Genomic DNA, 19,532 nt, shown 5'->3' on the forward strand with positions numbered 1-19,532 from the left:
ACATTGCCGCGCCCATAACTGAAACCATTAGCCATAAGCACCTGCTAAGCGCCCAATGAATAAAAGTCGCCAACAAGAACTCACCCGCTGGCTCAAACAGCAAAGCGTCCTGTCACGCCGCTGGTTGATGACCTCCCGTCTGCTCGGCTTCGTTAGCGGTGTACTGATCATCGCCCAGGCCTGGTTCCTTGCCCGCATTCTCCATCACATGATTATGGAGAACATCCCGCGAGAAGCGTTGCTGCTGCCGTTTATCCAGCTGGTGCTGATCTTTATCCTGCGCGCCTGGGTCGTCTGGCTGCGGGAGCGCGTTGGTTTTCACGCCGGGCAACAGATTCGATTTGAAATTCGCCGTCAGGTGCTTGACCGCCTGCAGCAGGCTGGTCCGGCCTGGATTCAGGGCAAGCCGGCCGGAAGCTGGGCGACGCTTATCCTCGAACAAATCGATGATATGCACGATTACTACGCCCGCTATCTGCCGCAGATGGCGCTGGCGGCCTGCGTGCCGCTGCTGATTGTGGTCGCGATCTTCCCTTCCAACTGGGTCGCCGCGTTAATACTGCTGGTAACTGCGCCGTTAATTCCGCTGTTTATGGCCCTGGTGGGGATGGGCGCTGCCGATGCCAACCGCCGCAACTTCCTGGCGCTGGCGCGCCTGAGCGGTCACTTCCTCGACCGCCTGCGGGGCATGGATACGCTGCGTATCTTTGGTCGTGGCGAAGCGGAAACGGAAAGCATTCGTGAAGCATCGCAGGATTTCCGTCAACGCACGATGGAAGTGTTGCGACTGGCCTTCCTCTCCTCCGGCGTACTGGAATTCTTTACCTCGCTCTCTATTGCACTGGTCGCCGTCTATTTCGGCTTCTCCTATCTCGGCGAGCTAAACTTCGGCAGCTACGGTACCGCAGTGACGCTCTCTTCCGGCTTTCTCGCGCTGATTCTGGCTCCTGAATTCTTCCAGCCGCTGCGTGATTTAGGCACCTTCTATCACGCCAAGGCACAGGCCGTTGGCGCCGCCGACAGCCTGAAAACGTTCCTTGAAGCGCCGCTGGCGCATCCTGAGCAAGGTGACCAGACGCTGGACACCAGTGAGCCGGTTACCCTTCACGCCGTGGATCTGTTTATCACCTCGCCGGAAGGCAAAATGCTGGCTGGGCCGCTGAACTTTACGCTTAACGCCGGGCAACGTGCCGTGCTGGTTGGCCTGAGCGGCTCCGGTAAAAGCTCGCTGCTGAATGCGCTTGCCGGTTTCCTGCCCTACAGCGGTTCGCTGAAAGTGAACGGCGTTGAATTACGCAACCTGCACCCGGAAGGCTGGCACCGCATGATGAGTTGGGTTGGACAAAACCCGCAGCTTCCAGCGGCTACGCTGCGCGAGAACGTCCTGCTCGGCAATCTGGAAGCCAGCGAGCACCAGTTGCAACAAGCTCTGGATAAAGCCTGGGTCAGCGAATTTCTGCCGCAACTTCCTGACGGTATCGACACAGTGGTCGGAGAACAGGCCGCGCGTCTGTCCGTGGGTCAGGCTCAGCGCGTCGCTGTCGCCCGTGCCCTGCTCGCCCCCTGCCGTCTGCTGCTGCTGGATGAACCTGCCGCAAGTCTTGATGCCCACAGCGAGCAACGTGTGATGCAGGCGCTCACCGAAGCCTCGACCCAACAAACCACGCTAATGGTCACCCATCAGCTTGAAGGTATTACCGATTGGGACGCTATCTGGGTGATGGAAAACGGTCAGATTATTGAGCAGGGAACGTATCAACAGCTGGTTGATGCTAACGGTGTGTTTGCCAGCCTGTTGGCTAGCCGTCAGGAGGAGATTTAAATGCGCGCACTGTTACCTTATCTGGCGCTCTATAAACGCCACAAGTGGCTGTTAAGCTTGGGCGTTGTGCTGGCGATTATCACCCTGCTCGCGAGTATTGGCTTACTGACCCTTTCCGGCTGGTTCCTCTCCGCCTCAGCGGTTGTCGGGTTCGCGGGCGCTTACACCTTTAACTACATGCTGCCTGCTGCCGGCGTGCGCGGCGCGGCGATTATCCGTACCGCCGGGCGCTACTTTGAGCGTCTGGTCAGCCATGATGCGACCTTCCGCGTTTTACAACACCTGCGGGTCTTTACCTTCAGCAAGTTGCTGCCGCTGTCACCCGCCGGGCTGGCGCGTTTTCATCAGGGCGAACTGCTCAACCGTATGGTGGCGGACGTCGATACCCTCGACCACCTCTATCTGCGCGTTATTTCGCCATTAGTCGGTGCGCTGGTCGTCATTCTGGTGGTGACCGCCGGGCTTTGTCTGCTGGACGTTGGTCTGGCGCTGACCCTCGGCGGCATTATGCTGGCCACGCTGCTGATACTACCGCCGCTGTTCTATCGTGCGGGTAAACCCACTGGCGAGCAGTTAACGAGCCTGCGCGGGCAGTATCGCCAGCAGTTAACTGGCTGGTTGCAGGGGCAAGCTGAGCTGACTATCTTTAACGCCAGCCAGCGTTATCGTAAGCAGATGGAGCAAACCGAACTCAACTGGCACGATGCCCAGCGCCGTCAGTCTGAACTGACCGCCCTTTCTCAAGCCTTAATGCTACTGATTGGCGGCGTCGCCGTGGTCTCCATGCTGTGGTTAGCCGCTGGCGGCGTTGGCAGCAACAGCCAGCCCGGCGCGCTGATTGCACTCTTTGTCTTCTGCGCGCTGGCGGCCTTTGAGGCGCTTGCGCCGGTTACCGGTGCCTTCCAGCATCTTGGACAGGTTATCGCCTCAGCGCTGCGTATCAGCCAGATTATTGAACAACAGCCGGAAGTGACCTTCCCGGAACAGGTCGTGGCGCGTCCTCAGCAGGTCGCATTGACGCTGGATCGGGTGTCATTCACCTATCCTCAGCAAGCGCAGCCTGCGCTGAATAATCTGTCGCTGAATATCGCCGCAGGCCAGCATATCGCCCTCCTCGGCCGTACAGGCTGTGGTAAATCAACGCTGCTCCAGTTGCTCACCCGCGCCTGGGACCCACAGCAGGGCGAGATTCTACTGAACAGCATGCCGCTGACCCAGTTTGATGAACAAACGTTGCGCCAGACCATCAGTCTGGTACCGCAGCGCGTACATCTGTTTAGCGCTACCCTGCGCGACAATCTGCTGCTGGCGAAACCTGACGCGAGCGATGAAGCGCTCAGCGATGTTCTGCGCCGCACCGGTCTTGAGAAATTGCTCGAAGACGCCGGGCTGAATAGCTGGCTGGGTGAAGGTGGACGTCAGCTTTCCGGCGGCGAACTGCGTCGACTGGGGATTGCGCGAGCGTTACTGCACGATGCACCGCTGATAATGCTTGACGAGCCGACCGAAGGATTAGACGCCACCACCGAGAGCCAGGTGCTTGAACTACTGGCCGACGTAATGCGCCATAAAACGCTGCTGATGGTAACCCATCGTCTGCGCGGGCTGGCGCGATTTAATCAGATAATTGTCATGGACAATGGGCAAATTATTGAGCAAGGTAATCACGCAGAACTGCTGGCAAAACAAGGTCGTTACTACCAGTTTAAACAGCGTCTGTAGACTATGATTAGTTAACCCTGTTTCGTGAGGTCATCGCGACATGCGCCTTGTCCAGCTTTCTCGACACTCGATCGCTTTTCCCTCACCAGAGGGCGCATTACGTGAACCGAATGGACTGCTCGCTTTAGGGGGCGATCTCGGCCCCGCGCGCCTGCTGATGGCCTATCAGCGAGGTATTTTCCCGTGGTTCTCACCCGGTGACCCTATTCTCTGGTGGTCGCCGGATCCTCGCGCCGTGCTCTGGCCTGAGCAGTTTCACCTCAGCCGCAGCATGAAACGGTTCCATAAAACCTCCCCTTACCGCGTAACGATTAACTACGCCTTTAGCGACGTGATTGCTGGCTGCGCGCAGGATCGTCACGAAGGCACCTGGATTACCACCAGCATCAGTCAGGCCTATCATCGCCTGCACGAACTTGGCCACGCGCACTCTATCGAGGTATGGCAGGAGAACACGCTGGTAGGCGGCATGTACGGCGTTGCAATGGGCGAACTGTTCTGCGGCGAGTCGATGTTCAGCCGCGCGGAGAACGCCTCTAAGACGGCGCTGTACGTCTTTTGCGAGGCATTCCGCCAGGCGGGTGGCAAACTCATCGACTGCCAGGTGCTAAACAGCCACACCGCCTCGCTCGGTGCAGAGGAAATTCCACGTCGTGACTACCTTGAACACCTCAACGCGCTTCGCATGCAGCCGCTTGCCGATAAGTTTTGGGTACCCCGAGCGCTCTTTTCGCCTGAAGCGTAAATGATTTCAGCATAATTGCCATCAGGATGATATAATTGCCGACGAGAGTCGCTTCTGCCTTTTACCCCGCCGACGTTTGGGAATCTTCGAGTCAGATAACGCCCACGTTTATCCTGCTGTTTCCGGCCTGGTTCGTGCCCATCACACGATGCATTTGTGTGGTGAAAGGGTAATGCGCAAAAACGACTTTCGCCGATTAAGACGGACAATTCTTTACTTACTTGATGAACTTCGGCATTATCTTGCCGGTTCAAATTACGGTAGTGATACCCCAGAGGATTAGATGGCCAAAGAAGACAATATTGAAATGCAGGGTACCGTTCTTGATACGTTACCTAATACCATGTTCCGCGTAGAACTGGAAAACGGGCACGTGGTTACTGCACATATCTCCGGTAAAATGCGCAAAAACTACATCCGTATCCTGACGGGCGACAAAGTGACTGTTGAGCTGACCCCGTACGACCTGAGCAAAGGCCGCATTGTCTTCCGTAGTCGCTAATCTCCGCAGATAATGAGCGTCTGGCGCTACTTTCGCCGAGCGCTATTTGCTGAATAGTAATGCCTCGCTTATTGCGGGGCATTTTTTTGTCTTTTCCACACTACCTCATAAATTGTGCGCTTCCGGTTTACGCGATTTTTGCCAGTGATGGTGCTCACGTAACCCTTCCGCTGACTCTTCAGCTACCACGCGTAACTCATCACTGTCCGCTTCATGACGTAACTGATGATCGGCATTTTTAACCCACAAAAACTGATGACCTTTATGGCCTGCCATCAGCTGACCAGAAAATAACGCACAGGTGAGTAAAATCACCGATAACCATTTTGCCACCATGATGCCACCGTTTGGTTATATTCTGCCCCCATCATGCCAACCCTTACGTCTGGTTATTATCCGGCTGTTCAAATTTGCGAAAAGGGAATGTCAGCATTAAACAACGAAGATAGCGCATAAAAAAACCGAGCTGTTATCAGCTCGGTTTTTGTTTTTACCGCAAGTGATTGTCGTTAATGCGCCGCTTCTGGCTTATGCTTCTGCGCACTCTGGAAGCCGTAGGTCAGCTCGTTCTTCTCGTTGTCGAGCGCCACGGTGACCTGGCCGCCGTCCACCAGCGAGCCAAACAGCAGTTCGTTAGCCAGCGGTTTTTTCAGGTTGTCCTGAATCACACGCGCCATTGGACGCGCACCCATCGCACGGTCGTAGCCTTTCTCGGCCAACCAGTTGCGGGCCTCCTGGCTGACTTCCAGCGACACGCCTTTCTGATCCAGTTGAACCTGCAGCTCAACGATGAACTTATCGACGACCTGATGGATCACATCGGTAGACAGATGATCGAACCAGATAATGTTGTCGAGACGGTTACGGAACTCTGGCGTAAAGATCTTTTTGATCTCTTCCATCGCGTCGGTGCTGTTGTCCTGCTGGATAAGGCCAATCGATTTACGCTCGGTTTCACGTACGCCGGCGTTGGTGGTCATCACCAGCACCACGTTACGGAAATCGGCTTTGCGACCGTTGTTATCGGTCAGCGTGCCGTTGTCCATCACCTGCAGCAGCAGGTTAAAGACGTCCGGGTGCGCTTTTTCGATTTCGTCCAGCAGCAGTACCGCGTGCGGATGCTTGATAACCGCATCGGTCAGCAGGCCGCCCTGGTCAAAACCAACGTATCCCGGAGGCGCACCGATAAGGCGGCTCACCGTATGGCGTTCCATATACTCGGACATATCAAAACGCAGCAGCTCAATGCCCATCGCCTTCGCCAACTGGACGGTGACCTCCGTTTTACCGACCCCTGTTGGGCCAGCAAACAGGAAGGAGCCTACCGGGCGATGATCGTGGCCAAGGCCTGCGCGGCTCATCTTGATGGCTTCGGTCAGCGCGTCGATAGCGTTATCCTGGCCGAACACCAGCATTTTCAGGCGATTGCCGAGGTTTTTCAGCGTATCGCGATCGCTCTGGGAGACGCTTTTCTCCGGGATACGCGCAATACGCGCGACCACGGATTCAATGTCCGCCACGTTGATCGTTTTCTTACGCTTACTCACCGGCATCAGACGGGCGCGGGCGCCAGCCTCATCGATCACGTCGATGGCCTTATCTGGCAGATGACGATCGTTGATATATTTCACCGCCAGTTCCACCGCCGCACGCACCGCTTTCGCGGTATAGCGAACGTCGTGGTGCGCTTCGTATTTCGGCTTCAGGCCGTTCAGGATCTGGACGGTCTCTTCTACCGACGGTTCGGTAATATCGATTTTCTGGAAACGACGCGCCAGCGCCCTGTCCTTCTCAAAGATATTGCTGAACTCCTGGTAGGTGGTGGAGCCCATCACCCGAATTTTACCGCTGGAGAGCAGCGGTTTAATCAGGTTCGCGGCATCCACCTGCCCACCCGACGCGGCACCCGCACCAATAATGGTGTGGATTTCGTCGATGAACAGAATGCTGTTGGTGTCCTGCTCTAACTGCTTGAGCAGCGCTTTAAAGCGTTTTTCGAAATCGCCGCGATACTTAGTGCCCGCCAGCAGCGAACCTATATCGAGCGAGTAGATAGTGCAGTCGGCCATGATTTCCGGCACGTCGCCGCGCACAATGCGCCACGCGAGGCCTTCGGCAATCGCCGTTTTACCGACACCGGATTCGCCCACCAGCAGCGGGTTATTCTTACGGCGGCGGCACAGCACCTGAATGGCGCGCTCCAGCTCTTTGTCGCGGCCAATCAGCGGGTCTATTCCCCCGACGCGAGCAAGCTGATTAAGATTGGTGGTGAAGTTTTCCATACGTTCCTCCCCGCCTGCTTGCTCTTCGTTAGTTTGCTGATTCCCGGAATCGGAAGGCTGGCTTGGCTCGTCTTTACGCGTGCCGTGAGAGATGAAGTTCACCACGTCAAGGCGGCTGACTTCATGTTTACGCAGAAGATACGCAGCCTGCGATTCCTGCTCGCTGAAAATCGCCACGAGGACGTTAGCACCGGTGACTTCGCTACGCCCGGAAGACTGGACGTGGAAGACCGCGCGCTGCAGAACACGCTGGAAGCTGAGCGTAGGTTGCGTTTCGCGCTCTTCTTCACTGACCGGTAGTACCGGCGTGGTTTGTTCGATGAAGGCTTCGAGTTCCTGACGCAGCGCCACCAGATCGACCGAGCACGCTTCCAGCGCTTCACGGGCTGATGGGTTGCTAAGCAGAGCCAGCAACAGATGCTCGACGGTCATAAACTCGTGACGGTGCTCGCGCGCTCTGGCGAAAGCCATGTTTAAACTGAGTTCCAGTTCTTGATTGAGCATAGGCACCTCCCCCAATTTTCATGCCTGTATCAGGCTTGTTCCAGCGTACACAACAGTGGATGCTCGTTCTCCCTCGCGTACTGATTCACCATGGCAACTTTGGTCTCGGCGACTTCTGCCGTAAAGACACCACAAATTGCTTTACCCTGATAGTGAACCGTTAGCATCAGTTGTGTTGCGCGTTCTACATCATAAGAAAAGAATTTTTGTAACACGTCAATAACAAACTCCATCGGAGTGTAATCATCATTGACCAATATCACTTTATACATCGATGGGGGTTTAAGCCCATCCTGAAGTTTATCTGCCGAAAGCTGGTCGAAATCCAGCCAGTCTCTGGTCTTACTCATTGTCAGTCATCATTGTGGGTGTCATCTCGTGCTACTGACGTCTCTGTCTACACCTAAGCGCTTCGCACTATTGACGGTACCAATGAATTATTTACCGTTCACTGCGCTGCCGTTCGTCCTGGTGTATACACGTTCTAAATTTACTGTAGATCATAGATAGCTATCACCTATAGCTGTCATTCGCGAACTCTGTCACATTCCCGTCAATAGCGTTAACTGCTTCAAATTTTGATGCATTTTCCCCCTTCAGCCTCCCTCAAACGCTTGACGCATTGTGCGAAATATCTAAATTGTACTGGCGAGAGTTGGTGAGGTTTTGAACAACTCCTGACTCCACCACCGGTTCATTCCATCTACTTATAAACGTATAATAGTGTTACGAAGGATGTCGAAGTATGGAAATGGGTACTGTTAAGTGGTTCAACAATGCTAAAGGGTTCGGTTTTATTTGCCCGGAAGGCGGTGGCGAGGACATCTTCGCCCATTACTCCACCATCCAGATGGATGGGTACAGAACGTTAAAAGCCGGGCAATCCGTCCAGTTTGATGTCCACGAGGGGCCGAAAGGTAATCATGCCAGCGTGATTATCCCTCTGGAAGCAGAAACAGCCGCCTAGTTACTGCCCCATTGTGTACATCCCGCTGTCAAAATGCCAGTCCTTCTGACTGGCATTTTTTCATTTATTTTGCGCTTATTCCCGCGCTAGCGCATCGACCGGATCGAGCCTTGCCGCGTTGCGCGCGGGTAGCCAACCAAACAGCACGCCGGTCAGCGTCGAGCAGATAAATGCCGTCAACAGCGCCAGCGGCGAGAAGCCAATTTCCCACCCTGGCAGCACCAGTTGTAAGAGCAGCGCAATCATCATTGAAAGCGCCACGCCGATCGCGCCACCGACAAGGCAGACCAGAATCGCCTCTATCAGGAACTGCTGCAGCACGTTGCTCGCCCGCGCCCCAACCGCCATACGAATGCCGATTTCCCGGGTACGCTCCGTCACCGACACCAACATAATGTTCATCACGCCAATGCCGCCCACTACTAGCGAAATCACCGCCACCAGCGTTAAGAACAGCTGTAATGTATGTGTGGTGCGTTCCGCCGTTTTCAAGACGCTGTCCATGTTCCAGACGAAGAAATCTTTTTTACCGTGCCGCAGGTTTAACAGCCGGGTGAGCTGTTCTTCCGCAAGACTGCTGTCGTAACCCTCTTTCACTCTGACGGTAATCGAGTTCAGCCACGTCTGCCCCATCACTCGCCCGGACATCGTTGAGTACGGCAACCAGACGCGCAAAATCTTGCTACTGCCAAACATCGACTGTTTTTCATCTGCCACGCCGATCACCGTCGCGGGCGTATTGCCGACCAGAATGACTTCGCCCACCACATTGGCTTTATTCGGGAACAGTTGGCGGCGCGTGTTGCTATCAAGCACCACCACCTGTGAACGCTCCGCGGCCTGCACATCGTTAAAGGTATTCCCTTCGCTGAAGGTCATGCCGTAGACGTTAAAATAGTGCTGCCCGATGCCCTGAACGCTGGCGGCGACATCTATATTGCCCGCCCTGACACGCAGGTTTTTTGACACCGACGGGGTGACTGAACTGACCCACGACTGCTTTTCAATCGCCAGCAGGTCATCGTATTTTAACGACTGCTGGTACTGCGGGTCGTCATCGCCAAAGTCTTTCCCCGGATAGACGTCAATAGTGTTGGTGCCAATGGCGCGAATATCCGCCAGCACCATCTGTTTGGCCGCGTCGCCGACCACCACGATGGAGACCACCGAGGCGATACCGATGATGATGCCCAGCATGGTCAGCAGCGTGCGCATTTTATTGGCGACCATCGCGCGCCAGGCCATTGACAGCGCTTCGCGGAAGCTGTTGCTGAACTGCTGCCAGCCGGACGCATTCTGAGCCGTGGGTTTGCGCGCCGCCACCGTCGTCTGACGCGGTGGCGGATTATGGATGATTTCGCCATCACGAATCTCAATCACCCGCTCAGCCTGTGCGGCAACCTGCGGGTCGTGGGTGACGATAATAATGGTGTGACCCTGCTCTTTTAGCTGATGCAGGATAGCCATCACTTCTTCACCCGAATGGGTATCAAGCGCCCCCGTGGGTTCATCGGCGAGTATCACCTGGCCGCCGTTCATCAACGCACGGGCAATACTCACGCGCTGCTGCTGGCCGCCGGAGAGCTGCGAAGGCGCATAGTCAACACGATCGGCCAGCCCTAGACGCTGCAACAGTTCCTCAGCGCGCTCAAGGCGGGCTTTACGCTCCATGCCAGCATACACTGCGGGCACTTCAACGTTCTGCGCTGCCGTCAGGTGAGACAGCAGATGGTAGCGCTGAAAGATAAAGCCAAAATGCTCGCGCCGAAGCGCTGCCAGCGCATCGCTATCCAGCGTCGCGACATCTACCCCGGCAACCCGATAAGTCCCGCTTGTGGGCTTATCAAGACAGCCGAGGATATTCATCAGGGTGGATTTTCCCGAACCGGAGGCCCCGACAATGGCCACCATCTCACCGGCGTTAATTTGCAGCGAGATGCCTTTAAGCACATCCACGCTGCCCTCACCAGACGGGTAGCTGCGGCGGATGTTGCTCAGTTCAAGCAGTGCAGTCATTTTGCGGCCCCGGCTTTACCTTCTCCGGTAATCACCTCATCGCCCGCGTCCAACCCTTTGGCAATTTCCACATCGGTGTCGTTGCGCGCGCCAATCACGACTTCACGGGTTTTCACCTCACCGTTGCGCAGCAGACGCACGTTGTAGCGGTTATCACCCACGTTCTCGCCCAGCGCAGAAAGCGGGATGGTCAGCACATCGTTTACGCCGCTGAGCTGAATATGCACCTGAGCCGTCATGTCCAGGCGCAGTACGCCTTGCGGGTTAGGCACTTCAAAACGGGCATAGTAGAAGATGGCATCGTTGACCTTCTCCGGCGTTGGCAGAATGTCTTTGAGCGTACCTTCGTAACGCGTCAGCGGGTCACCCAGCACCGTAAACCAGGCTTTCTGCCCAGGCTTGAGGTGAATGACATCGGCTTCCGACACCTGCGCCTTCACCAGCATCGTGCGGAGGTCGGCAAGGGTCAGAATATTCGGTGCCTGCTGAGCGGCGATCACCGTCTGTCCCTGCAGGGTAGTAATTTGCGTAACTTCACCCGCCATAGGCGCGACGATACGAGTGAAATCGAGGTTGGTTTTGGCGGTGTCCAGAGAGGCCTGATTTCGCTTAATTTGTGCGTCAATTGTCCCAATCTGCGCCTTTTTCACCACCATTTCGGTGGCAGCGGTGTCCAGATCCTGGCGCGAAATCGCCTGGGTTTTTGCCAGTTGCTGCTGACGGGAAAGGGTTACACTCGCCAGTTTCCATTCGGCTTCCGCCTGCTGTCGCTGCGCTCGCAGTTCCATCAGCGTGGCTTCTACCTCTTTTATCTGGTTTTGCGCTTGTTCGGGGTCAATCACCCCCAATAGCTGATCTTTTGCGACTTTATCGCCAATGCTCACCGACAGCGTTTTCAACTGCCCGCTCACCTGCGCACCAACGTCCACTTTGCGCAGCGCGTCGAGCTTACCGGTAGCTAGCACGCTTTGCTCCAGGGAGCCCTTACGGACAATCAACGTTTGGTAGTTGGGCAACGGCGCATTCAGCGTTTTCCAGACCGCTATCACGGCAATAATCACGACGATCGCCGCAATTACATAGCGTTTTTTAAACTTTCCCTTGATGTTCATAAAAATCCTGAATTCCCCAGTGTATCCATCAGAATGAAAAGGCAAGCGTAAACAAAATATAAACAATCACTAAAGGTATCTAAGAATCGTCCGATGATTGAGAATTGGTTTAGTTTTCCAATTGTAAACTTTGGAAAAGTTTTTTATATCAGGTCGTCAGCAATGTCTCAGCTCAGTGATAACTCTCTTCCCCCAGCGCATTCCTTCACCAGTCTTGGGCTATTTTTCCGTTTGTTCAGCGGGCAATGGCGCCCTGGCGAACACTGGCATAAAAACAGCTTTCGACGGAAGTTTATGGTGCGTTCGTTATTAATGCCACGTTTAAGCCGCGAATGGATGCGCGAATTATCTCAATGGTCGAATCTTAACGCGGTCATGGCCCGCCAACCACGCCTGCCGGTGCGACTGCATCGCCCTTATCTGTCGGTCAATTTCCCCCGCCCTTTGATTGTGGATGCGCTGCGTTATCACTATAAGCTGTTATCTGAGGCAATGTCCCCTGAAGAGTTTAAGACCTATCTAAATTCGCAGTATTTCCCACTTGCAAAACTAGAGGGGAAAAACGGTGAGGTCTTCAGCATTGAACTGACCATGGATGTCAATCTCGACAAAGAGGGCGATAGCACGATCCTGATGCGTAACGCGAATGGCGATACGCTAGCGGAAATGACCTTTACCATCCTGAACTATCAGAACCAACGGACGCTGTTTATTGGTGGACTGCAGGGCGGTAAACGCGAGCTTCCTCATGAAGCCATTCAGGAAGCGACCAAAGCCTGCCACGGCCTGTTCCCGAAACGCCTGGTGATGGAAGCCATTTGCCATTTTGCAGGCCGTCTGCAGGTGGAACAAATACTCGCCGTCAGCAACACGGTCCATATTTTCCGTGGCGAGCGCTACCACGATAAAAACAAAGCCGTCCTTTCGGATTACAACAACTTTTGGGAAGCCGTGGGCGGTGAATGCGATCAAAACAGCTATTTCCATATCCCTCTCACTATTGCCCGCAAAGATATTGCCGAAATTGCGAGCAAAAAACGCGCAGAATACCGCCGCCGCTTTGAGTTACTGGATGCTATTGGCACACAAATGTCGACATTCTTTAGCCAGCGCTAGTCTCTGTTTTCTACGCACTGCTGATGTAGTGCGTAGAAACAATGAGAAAACAGACGCCATAAAACTTAAACGATTCATAAACAAATATTAATCTCCACAATTCTTACATTTGTTGAAATTGTGTTGAGCATCTCATTGCTTAAATAGGCAAATCTTTCTTATGAGATTATTCCTATGTCCAGCCTCGCCGAACTTTCCGCGTCCACCGCCCTGCAGCCAGAATCCAGCTGGCACTTCTTTCGACTGCTTTCAACCGGCGTGTTTACGCCCGGCCGAGCGTGGGAAAATCCAGGCTATCGCGTCAAGTTCATGCTGCGTTCACTGAGCACGCCTCGCATGACCGGCAAGCTGCTAGCAAACCTGGCAAAGCAACCATATTTAATACAGATCCTGGACGTGCAGCCCGGTCTTCCGTGCCGTCTTCACCGTCCGTGGTTGTCTATCCACACCGATCATCAGCAGACCATCGAGGCGCTAAGCTGGCACTACCAGCAACTACTGAGTCATCTGCCGGAGAGTGTGACGAAAGGCTATCTCTCACCGCACGGCGCGCTGCTGGCGACCATTAACGGTAAAGACGGTCAGCAGTACGCTATTCGCCTGAACGCAGATGCCATGCAGGATAAAGAAGGTGAAGCAACGTTAACGTTTCGCGATGGAAACAACACCGTGCTGGCGGAGCTAACTTTCACGTTATGCCCGTTCAACGGGTTGAATACCTTTTATATTGGGGGTCTGCAGGGAGCGAAGGCGCATGTTCCACATCAGCTTATCCAGACGGCGACAAAAGCCTGCCACGGCCTGTTCCCGAAACGGCTGGTGGTGGATGCGCTGTTAACGCTGGCGACACCGCTGTCGGTGGAACACATTCGCGCCGTCAGCAACGAGACGCATATCTACCAGAGCCTGCGCTATCGTCGTAAAAAGCGCGACAAGCTGCATGCCGATTACAACAGTTTCTGGGAATCGCTCAGCGCAACGGTAGATAGTAAAGGAGATTACGTGCTGCCGCTGGTACTGCCGCGTAAAACTATGGAAGAGATTGCCAGCAAAAAACGCGCGGAGTACCGCCGCCGCTATGAGCTGCTGGATGCACTCCAGCAGCAGATTTTGCAGGCCAGCACGCGCTAATCCGCTTTCCCGCGCGCCAGCCAGACGACGCGGGAAAACATTTTCTTCAATAAAGGCGGCACGGCTTCGGTTCCTCGTCGCCCCGCCTCCATCGCCACTTCAATGGCCAGGTCTGGTTTTGACGAGCGATGGATAGCTTTGGTGATCACCCGACGCATATTCATCGGAATGTTCTCCGGCAACTGGGCAACGCGATGATAGACGCTGGAAAAGCCCTGCTTATACATAAAGTGTTCCATGTCCAGCGCCGGCAGCGTGGTCAGGTGATGGTGCTCCTGATCCCGGTCGTTATTGAGCAAACCGCGCACGGTGGCGGCGTACTTTTTCCCAGCCTCGTCACCATCAACCAGCACGTGCCATTCAATACCCATCCGGCGCGCAAACTTGATAAGCGGCTTTAACCCCGACTGGGCAAATTCAATCACCTTCACCCCTTCAGCATCAAAGTGATGGCCGCACTGGCGCGCCAGTTCGTTAATCACCCAGGTTTCCGTCTCGCCTTCCACCAGCAGCCAGCAGCGGGCAAACAGCGATGAAGCGCGGTTAAAGCGGATATGGAAGGAGATGCGGCGGCTATCTTCAGCGTTCATCCCTTCCGGCCCTAAGCGCCAGGCGGAAACGCGGGACGATTCTCGCACCAGACGGCAAACATACTGCATCGGCGTCAGCGACAGCAGTTCACCAGAGTTAGTGGTGGCAATGCGTTGCAATGGCAGCAAGTTCAGCAGACTCCAGGCCACGGAGAGCATAATTGGGTGTAGACGGGTTTCCGGGTCTTCCACCAGCAGCAGCGGGCGAGCGTCTTTATCCAGCCTGACTGTCCCTTTCGCCTGCAATAAGGTGGCAAACATACCCAGCAGGATCACCCGGTGATTGCGGGCGCCGGGTTTATCGATCATGCGGTTAATAAGATCGAGATAGCGCCAGCTACGCTGTTCATCGTGAGATCGCCGGCGCATCAGGCGCTGAATCGCCGGGCCAGATCCCTGTTCTGAAAAGTAGTGTTCGAGCAGTTGCCCCATCGCCGAGAGCCCCTGCCGAATTTGCCCATCGCTCAGATTCTGTGGGCTGGTGACCAGCTCACGCGACAGATAATCCAGTTGGCGAGCGGTAATCTCGACATCCGGTACGTTCGGCACGGTGCCGTTGCGGATACGACGCATAAAGCGAGCGTCGCGCAGGCGCAGCACCGGCATCAGACGAATCAGTTCGCGCGCGCAGGCATCAATATCATCCAGCTCCAGCGCCTGACCGTCGCTGTCGATAAAGCTGCGTAACGTCAGTACGCTGCCGTCGGCGGCCAGTTCCCCTTCCAGACGATAGAAAATACGCTGATAGCCGTCAGGGCACAGCGACCAGCAACCGGTGAGACCACGGTAGCGACGCCCACGGTAACGCCCCGGTTCGTTCTCGCGAAAGGTCAGAATGATGTGCAGATGATGTTCACGCCCCTGAACGTCGCCGGGCGGAAACCAGAAATCGTTGCGGACAAAGTGGTAAAGCCCTTCATGCGGGGAAAGCAGCAGCGTCAATGCATCCAGCAGACTCGACTTACCCCAGGCGTTTTCGCCGATTAAGACATTATTTTGTTCCAGCATTAACGACAAACGGTTGATGCCGCGAAACCCTGCAATCTCGGTGCGCTCAAGAAGCATAACTCCTCCGTAATACGATACGCCTGCTCTCCTTTCATTCTCGCAGTATAGCGGCATGGACGGGCGTTGACATCCGCTCATTCCCTTACTTTCAGAGAGAAGAAGGCATCATTAACCGCACAAAGTAATAAAATGCGCTCTCAATCTCTCTTCACGATTATTCCGAAAATAATGCACTACACTCTAATTTAAAGAATGAATTGCTCAAGGATTAACACCACATTGTTTTGTATCAAAGTTCGCGTATTTATTTAACTGGTTAAGGGATGACGTTAGTTTCTAAAATAGCGCTGACTATGCCTGCCGCTCAATTCAGGCCGGTATAAATTCAGTCGTCATCCTTTATGACGATTATATTTTTAATTCGAGGTGGTTATGTTTAGAAAATTGGCTGCAGAGTGCTTTGGCACCTTCTGGCTGGTATTTGGTGGTTGCGGCAGTGCAGTTCTGGCTGCAGCATTCCCAGAGTTAGGGATTGGCTTTGCGGGTGTGGCGCTGGCGTTCGGTTTAACCGTTCTCACCATGGCTTTTGCAGTAGGGCACATTTCTGGCGGCCATTTTAACCCGGCAGTAACGCTGGGCCTTTGGGCGGGCGGTCGTTTCCCGGCTAAAGACGTTATCGGTTATATCATTGCTCAGGTTGTTGGCGGGATTATCGCCGCGGCTATTCTGTATCTCATCGCCAGTGGTAAAGCAGGCTTTGATGCAGCAGCCAGTGGCTTTGCGTCTAACGGCTACGGCGAACACTCACCGGGTGGCTACTCCATGCTGTCCGCCATCGTGATTGAAATCGTGCTGACCTGCGGCTTCCTGCTGGTGATTCACGGTGCGACCGATAAAAATGCACCGGCGGGCTTTGCCCCTATTGCTATCGGTTTGGCGCTGACCCTGATCCACCTTATCAGTATTCCTGTGACTAACACCTCCGTTAACCCGGCGCGTAGTACCGCAGTCGCTATCTTCCAGGGCGGTTGGGCACTGAACCAGCTGTGGCTTTTCTGGGTCATGCCAATTATCGGCGGTATCCTGGGTGGCCTGATTTATCGCACCCTGCTGGAAAAGAAATAATACGGCTGCAGGCCTGATAAGCGTAGCGCCTTCACGCGGTTTTACACACATTGCCGGATGGTGGCGTTGCCTTATCCGGCCTACAAAGACCCGCACTGTCGGGTCTTTCTTTTTTCGTGGCTTTACTCAGTTGGGGCTTTTCGGTAGTGTCTGTGCGCTATTTCAACACTGCAAGGAACTGAGCTCGCCATGTTATCGGGATTGCTAATCATTCTGGTGCCACTCATTATCGGCTACCTTATCCCCCTCACCCACCGCAGCGCGCTGCAGCTAATCAACCGTCTGCTGAGCTGGATTGTTTATCTTATTCTCTTCTTTATGGGGATCAGTCTGGCATTCCTGGATAATCTGGCGGACAACCTGTTAGCTATTTTCCACTATTCCGCCATTAGTATTGTGGTTATTTTAGCGTGCAATACGCTGGCGCTAATGTGGCTTGAAAAAGTGCGTCCGTGGGGGCATCCGCACCATCAGGAAAAATTACCGTCCCGCGTCGCCATGGCGCTGGAATCATTAAAACTGTGCTTTGTGGTTATAGCCGGTTTTGTCGTTGGATTAAGCGGTTTTGCTTTTTTACAGCATGCCACCGACGCCAGCGAATATACGCTGATCTTCCTGCTGTTCCTTGTTGGTATTCAGCTGAGAAATAGTGGCATGACGTTACGCCAAATAATTCTCAACCGTCGCGGCATGGTGATTGCGCTGGTTGTGGTTGCCAGTTCCATGGTAGCCGGGGTGATTAATGCGTTCCTGCTCGGATTGCCGATTAAAACCGGAATGGCAATGGCCTCCGGATTCGGCTGGTATTCACTCTCAGGTATTCTTCTGACTGATGCGTACGGCCCGGTGATCGGCAGCGCCACCTTCTTTAATGACCTGGCGCGCGAACTGCTCGCCATCATGCTGATTCCTGGTCTGGTTCGCCGCAGCCGCTCAACGGCGCTGGGGCTGTGCGGCGCAACCTCAATGGACTTTACTCTGCCGGTGCTTCAGCGCTCAGGCGGGGTGGAAATGGTGCCACCCGCCATCGTCCACGGCTTCCTGCTGAGCCTGCTGGTTCCTCTGATGATGGCCTTCTTCACCGCCTGATACCTCTATGGCGGTAGCCCCGGCTGCCGCCAAAATTGCGCTAAATCAACCTCCCTTTAAGTTGCATCAGAAATCCCTTTTCAAGGCTCAGCACCAGGCTTACCCTTAAACATGTATATTAAATATAACTTTAAAAGGTGTGACCATGTTTTGTGTGCAATGTGAACAAACCATCCGTACTCCGGCAGGGAACGGCTGCTCTTATGCACAGGGTATGTGCGGTAAGACCGCTGAAACGTCCGATCTGCAGGATTTGCTGATTGCGTCTCTGCAAGGTCTGTCCGCATGGGCGGTTAAAGCTCGCGAATACGGCATTATCAGCCACGACGTCGATAACTTCGCCCCGCGCGCGTTCTTCTCTACCCTGACTAACGTTAACTTTGATTCTCCACGTATCGTTGGCTATGCCCGTGAAGCCATCGCCATGCGCGATGCGCTGAAAGCACAATGCCTGGCCGTTGATGCCAACGCCACCGTAGAGAACCCAATGGCTGACCTGCAGCTGGTCAGCGACGATCTGGGCGCCCTGCAACAGCAGGCTGCGGAATTTACCCCGAACAAAGACAAAGCAACCATCGGCGAGAACATTCTTGGCCTGCGTCTGCTTTGCCTGTACGGCCTGAAAGGTGCGGCGGCCTATATGGAACACGCGCACGTTCTCGGCCAGTACGACAACGACATTTATGCGCAGTACCACAAAATCATGGCGTGGCTGGGTACCTGGCCTTCCGATATGAACGCTCTGCTGGAATGTTCAATGGAAATCGGCCAAATGAACTTTAAAGTGATGAGCATTCTGGATGCTGGCGAGACCACTAAATACGGTCACCCAACGCCAACTCAGGTCAACGTGAAAGCGACCGAAGGCAAGTGCATCCTGATCTCCGGCCATGACCTCAAAGATCTCTACAACCTGTTGGAGCAAACCGAAGGCACTGGCGTTAACGTCTATACCCACGGTGAAATGCTGCCAGCACACGGCTACCCGGAGCTGCGTAACTTCAAACACCTGATCGGTAACTACGGCAGCGGCTGGCAGAACCAGCAGGTGGAATTCGCCCGCTTCCCTGGCCCAATCGTGATGACCTCTAACTGCATCATCGACCCAACCGTAGGCGCTTACGACGACCGTATCTGGACCCGTAGCATTGTCGGCTGGCCGGGCGTAAGCCACCTTGAAGGCGACAACTTCGGCCCGGTTATCGCTCAGGCACAGCAGATGGCAGGCTTCCCATACAGCGAAATTCCACACCTGATCACCGTCGGTTTTGGCCGTCAGACCCTGCTGGGCGCTGCGGATACCCTGATTGACCTGGTAAGCCGCGAAAAACTGCGTCACATCTTCCTGGTCGGCGGCTGCGACGGCGCGCGCGGTGAACGTAACTACTTCACCGATTTCGCCACCAGCGTACCAGACGACTGTCTGATCCTGACCCTGGCCTGCGGTAAATACCGCTTCAACAAACTGGAATTCGGCGATATCGAAGGTCTGCCGCGTCTGGTCGATGCCGGTCAGTGTAACGATGCTTACTCTGCCATCATCCTGGCGGTCACGCTGGCAGAAAAACTGGGCTGCGGCGTAAACGACCTGCCGCTGTCTCTGGTGCTCTCCTGGTTCGAACAGAAGGCGATCGTGATTCTGCTGACCCTGCTCTCTCTGGGCGTGAAAAACATCGTCACTGGCCCAACCGCACCAGGCTTCTTCACGCCGGACCTGCTGGCTGTGCTCAACGAGAAATTCGGTCTGCGTTCCGTGACCACCGTTGAAGAAGATATGAAGCAGCTGCTGAGCGCGTAAGGA

At 54.6% G+C, this 19,532-nt stretch carries 16 protein-coding genes; 10 read left to right on the forward strand and 6 right to left on the reverse strand.

Annotation, left to right across the window (positions count from 1 at the left end; all coding sequences use genetic code 11):
- The first annotated feature begins 55 nt into the window (after positions 1-55).
- The 4 genes from cydD to infA all read left to right on the forward strand — a co-directional run bounded on the left by cydD (position 56) and on the right by infA (position 4,791).
- Positions 56-1,822, forward strand: coding sequence for a heme ABC transporter permease/ATP-binding protein CydD (cydD, locus tag ACLGE8_RS06015; RefSeq protein ID WP_410997197.1), 1,767 nt, complete (start codon positions 56-58; stop codon positions 1,820-1,822).
- On the forward strand, positions 1,823-3,544 hold the full coding sequence (gene cydC / locus ACLGE8_RS06020) for a heme ABC transporter ATP-binding protein/permease CydC (RefSeq protein WP_410997199.1): 1,722 nt from the start codon (positions 1,823-1,825) through the stop codon (positions 3,542-3,544).
- 40 nt (positions 3,545-3,584) lie between these two features.
- Positions 3,585-4,289 carry a leucyl/phenylalanyl-tRNA--protein transferase gene (gene aat, locus ACLGE8_RS06025; RefSeq protein ID WP_410997201.1) on the forward strand — a complete coding sequence of 235 codons (705 nt, stop codon included), beginning with the start codon at positions 3,585-3,587 and terminating at the stop codon, positions 4,287-4,289.
- Between the two features lie 283 nt (positions 4,290-4,572).
- Positions 4,573-4,791 (forward strand): translation initiation factor IF-1, encoded by a 219-nt coding sequence (gene infA / locus ACLGE8_RS06030; protein WP_002211347.1) that lies wholly within the window; start codon positions 4,573-4,575, stop codon positions 4,789-4,791.
- Positions 4,792-4,896: 105 nt separating this feature from the next.
- On the opposite strand, the gene ACLGE8_RS06035 is transcribed toward infA, so the two are convergent.
- The 3 genes from ACLGE8_RS06035 to clpS all read right to left on the reverse strand — a co-directional run bounded on the left by ACLGE8_RS06035 (position 4,897) and on the right by clpS (position 7,927).
- A complete protein-coding gene (locus ACLGE8_RS06035) occupies positions 4,897-5,127 on the reverse strand; it encodes a DUF2554 family protein (protein WP_410997204.1) in 231 nt (76 codons plus the stop codon).
- Between the two features lie 173 nt (positions 5,128-5,300).
- A complete protein-coding gene (clpA, locus tag ACLGE8_RS06040) occupies positions 5,301-7,577 on the reverse strand; it encodes an ATP-dependent Clp protease ATP-binding subunit ClpA (RefSeq protein ID WP_035896357.1) in 2,277 nt (758 codons plus the stop codon).
- 29 nt (positions 7,578-7,606) lie between these two features.
- On the reverse strand, positions 7,607-7,927 hold the full coding sequence (gene clpS, locus ACLGE8_RS06045; RefSeq protein WP_035896358.1) for an ATP-dependent Clp protease adapter ClpS: 321 nt from the start codon (positions 7,925-7,927) through the stop codon (positions 7,607-7,609).
- A 395-nt stretch (positions 7,928-8,322) separates the two neighbouring features.
- Between clpS and cspD the strand changes: the two genes are divergently transcribed.
- Entirely contained in the window at positions 8,323-8,544 is a 222-nt protein-coding gene (cspD, locus tag ACLGE8_RS06050) for a cold shock-like protein CspD (protein WP_035896359.1), read from the forward strand.
- A gap of 75 nt (positions 8,545-8,619) precedes the next feature.
- On the opposite strand, the gene macB is transcribed toward cspD, so the two are convergent.
- Positions 8,620-10,560, reverse strand: a complete 1,941-nt coding sequence (gene macB, locus ACLGE8_RS06055) for a macrolide ABC transporter ATP-binding protein/permease MacB (protein WP_410997207.1) — start codon at positions 10,558-10,560, stop codon at positions 8,620-8,622.
- Positions 10,557-11,672, reverse strand: coding sequence for a macrolide transporter subunit MacA (gene macA, locus ACLGE8_RS06060; protein WP_410997209.1), 1,116 nt, complete (start codon positions 11,670-11,672; stop codon positions 10,557-10,559). The genes macB and macA overlap by 4 nt, the downstream gene beginning before the upstream one ends.
- A 162-nt stretch (positions 11,673-11,834) precedes the next feature.
- On the opposite strand from macA, the gene ACLGE8_RS06065 reads away from it, so the two are divergent.
- Both ACLGE8_RS06065 and ACLGE8_RS06070 read left to right on the forward strand, forming a co-directional pair.
- On the forward strand, positions 11,835-12,788 hold the full coding sequence (locus tag ACLGE8_RS06065; RefSeq protein ID WP_410997532.1) for a VirK/YbjX family protein: 954 nt from the start codon (positions 11,835-11,837) through the stop codon (positions 12,786-12,788).
- Positions 12,789-12,962: 174 nt separating this feature from the next.
- Positions 12,963-13,919, forward strand: a complete 957-nt coding sequence (locus ACLGE8_RS06070) for a VirK/YbjX family protein (RefSeq protein ID WP_410997211.1) — start codon at positions 12,963-12,965, stop codon at positions 13,917-13,919.
- Here the strand turns inward: ACLGE8_RS06070 and ACLGE8_RS06075 are convergent.
- Positions 13,916-15,574, reverse strand: coding sequence for an ATP-dependent endonuclease (locus tag ACLGE8_RS06075; protein ID WP_185666593.1), 1,659 nt, complete (start codon positions 15,572-15,574; stop codon positions 13,916-13,918). The two genes, ACLGE8_RS06070 and ACLGE8_RS06075, sit on opposite strands and share 4 nt — an antisense overlap.
- Before the next feature lie 375 nt (positions 15,575-15,949).
- Here ACLGE8_RS06075 and aqpZ point away from each other — a divergent pair, with 375 nt between their 5' ends.
- The 3 genes from aqpZ (at position 15,950) to hcp (ending at position 19,529) form a co-directional block, all read left to right on the forward strand.
- Positions 15,950-16,642 carry an aquaporin Z gene (gene aqpZ / locus ACLGE8_RS06080; protein WP_185666594.1) on the forward strand — a complete coding sequence of 231 codons (693 nt, stop codon included), beginning with the start codon at positions 15,950-15,952 and terminating at the stop codon, positions 16,640-16,642.
- 189 nt (positions 16,643-16,831) lie between these two features.
- Positions 16,832-17,731 carry a lysine exporter LysO family protein gene (locus ACLGE8_RS06085; RefSeq protein ID WP_410997213.1) on the forward strand — a complete coding sequence of 300 codons (900 nt, stop codon included), beginning with the start codon at positions 16,832-16,834 and terminating at the stop codon, positions 17,729-17,731.
- Positions 17,732-17,876: 145 nt separating this feature from the next.
- Complete coding sequence (hcp, locus tag ACLGE8_RS06090) at positions 17,877-19,529, forward strand: hydroxylamine reductase (protein ID WP_410997215.1); 1,653 nt, start codon at positions 17,877-17,879, stop codon at positions 19,527-19,529.
- Positions 19,530-19,532 lie beyond the last annotated feature (3 nt).

Origin of the sequence: Kluyvera sp. 142486 (assembly GCF_046569695.1) — a bacterium.
Lineage (GTDB): Bacteria > Pseudomonadota > Gammaproteobacteria > Enterobacterales > Enterobacteriaceae > Kluyvera.

Coding starts and splice junctions, on each gene's coding strand:
- cydD (WP_410997197.1), top strand. CDS start 56: ATGAATAAAAGTCGCCAACAAGAACTCACCCGCTGGCTCAAACAGCAA.
- cydC (WP_410997199.1), top strand. CDS start 1,823: ATGCGCGCACTGTTACCTTATCTGGCGCTCTATAAACGCCACAAGTGG.
- aat (WP_410997201.1), top strand. CDS start 3,585: ATGCGCCTTGTCCAGCTTTCTCGACACTCGATCGCTTTTCCCTCACCA.
- infA (WP_002211347.1), top strand. CDS start 4,573: ATGGCCAAAGAAGACAATATTGAAATGCAGGGTACCGTTCTTGATACG.
- ACLGE8_RS06035 (WP_410997204.1), bottom strand. CDS start 5,127: ATGGTGGCAAAATGGTTATCGGTGATTTTACTCACCTGTGCGTTATTT.
- clpA (WP_035896357.1), bottom strand. CDS start 7,577: ATGCTCAATCAAGAACTGGAACTCAGTTTAAACATGGCTTTCGCCAGA.
- clpS (WP_035896358.1), bottom strand. CDS start 7,927: ATGAGTAAGACCAGAGACTGGCTGGATTTCGACCAGCTTTCGGCAGAT.
- cspD (WP_035896359.1), top strand. CDS start 8,323: ATGGAAATGGGTACTGTTAAGTGGTTCAACAATGCTAAAGGGTTCGGT.
- macB (WP_410997207.1), bottom strand. CDS start 10,560: ATGACTGCACTGCTTGAACTGAGCAACATCCGCCGCAGCTACCCGTCT.
- macA (WP_410997209.1), bottom strand. CDS start 11,672: ATGAACATCAAGGGAAAGTTTAAAAAACGCTATGTAATTGCGGCGATC.
- ACLGE8_RS06065 (WP_410997532.1), top strand. CDS start 11,835: ATGTCTCAGCTCAGTGATAACTCTCTTCCCCCAGCGCATTCCTTCACC.
- ACLGE8_RS06070 (WP_410997211.1), top strand. CDS start 12,963: ATGTCCAGCCTCGCCGAACTTTCCGCGTCCACCGCCCTGCAGCCAGAA.
- ACLGE8_RS06075 (WP_185666593.1), bottom strand. CDS start 15,574: ATGCTTCTTGAGCGCACCGAGATTGCAGGGTTTCGCGGCATCAACCGT.
- aqpZ (WP_185666594.1), top strand. CDS start 15,950: ATGTTTAGAAAATTGGCTGCAGAGTGCTTTGGCACCTTCTGGCTGGTA.
- ACLGE8_RS06085 (WP_410997213.1), top strand. CDS start 16,832: ATGTTATCGGGATTGCTAATCATTCTGGTGCCACTCATTATCGGCTAC.
- hcp (WP_410997215.1), top strand. CDS start 17,877: ATGTTTTGTGTGCAATGTGAACAAACCATCCGTACTCCGGCAGGGAAC.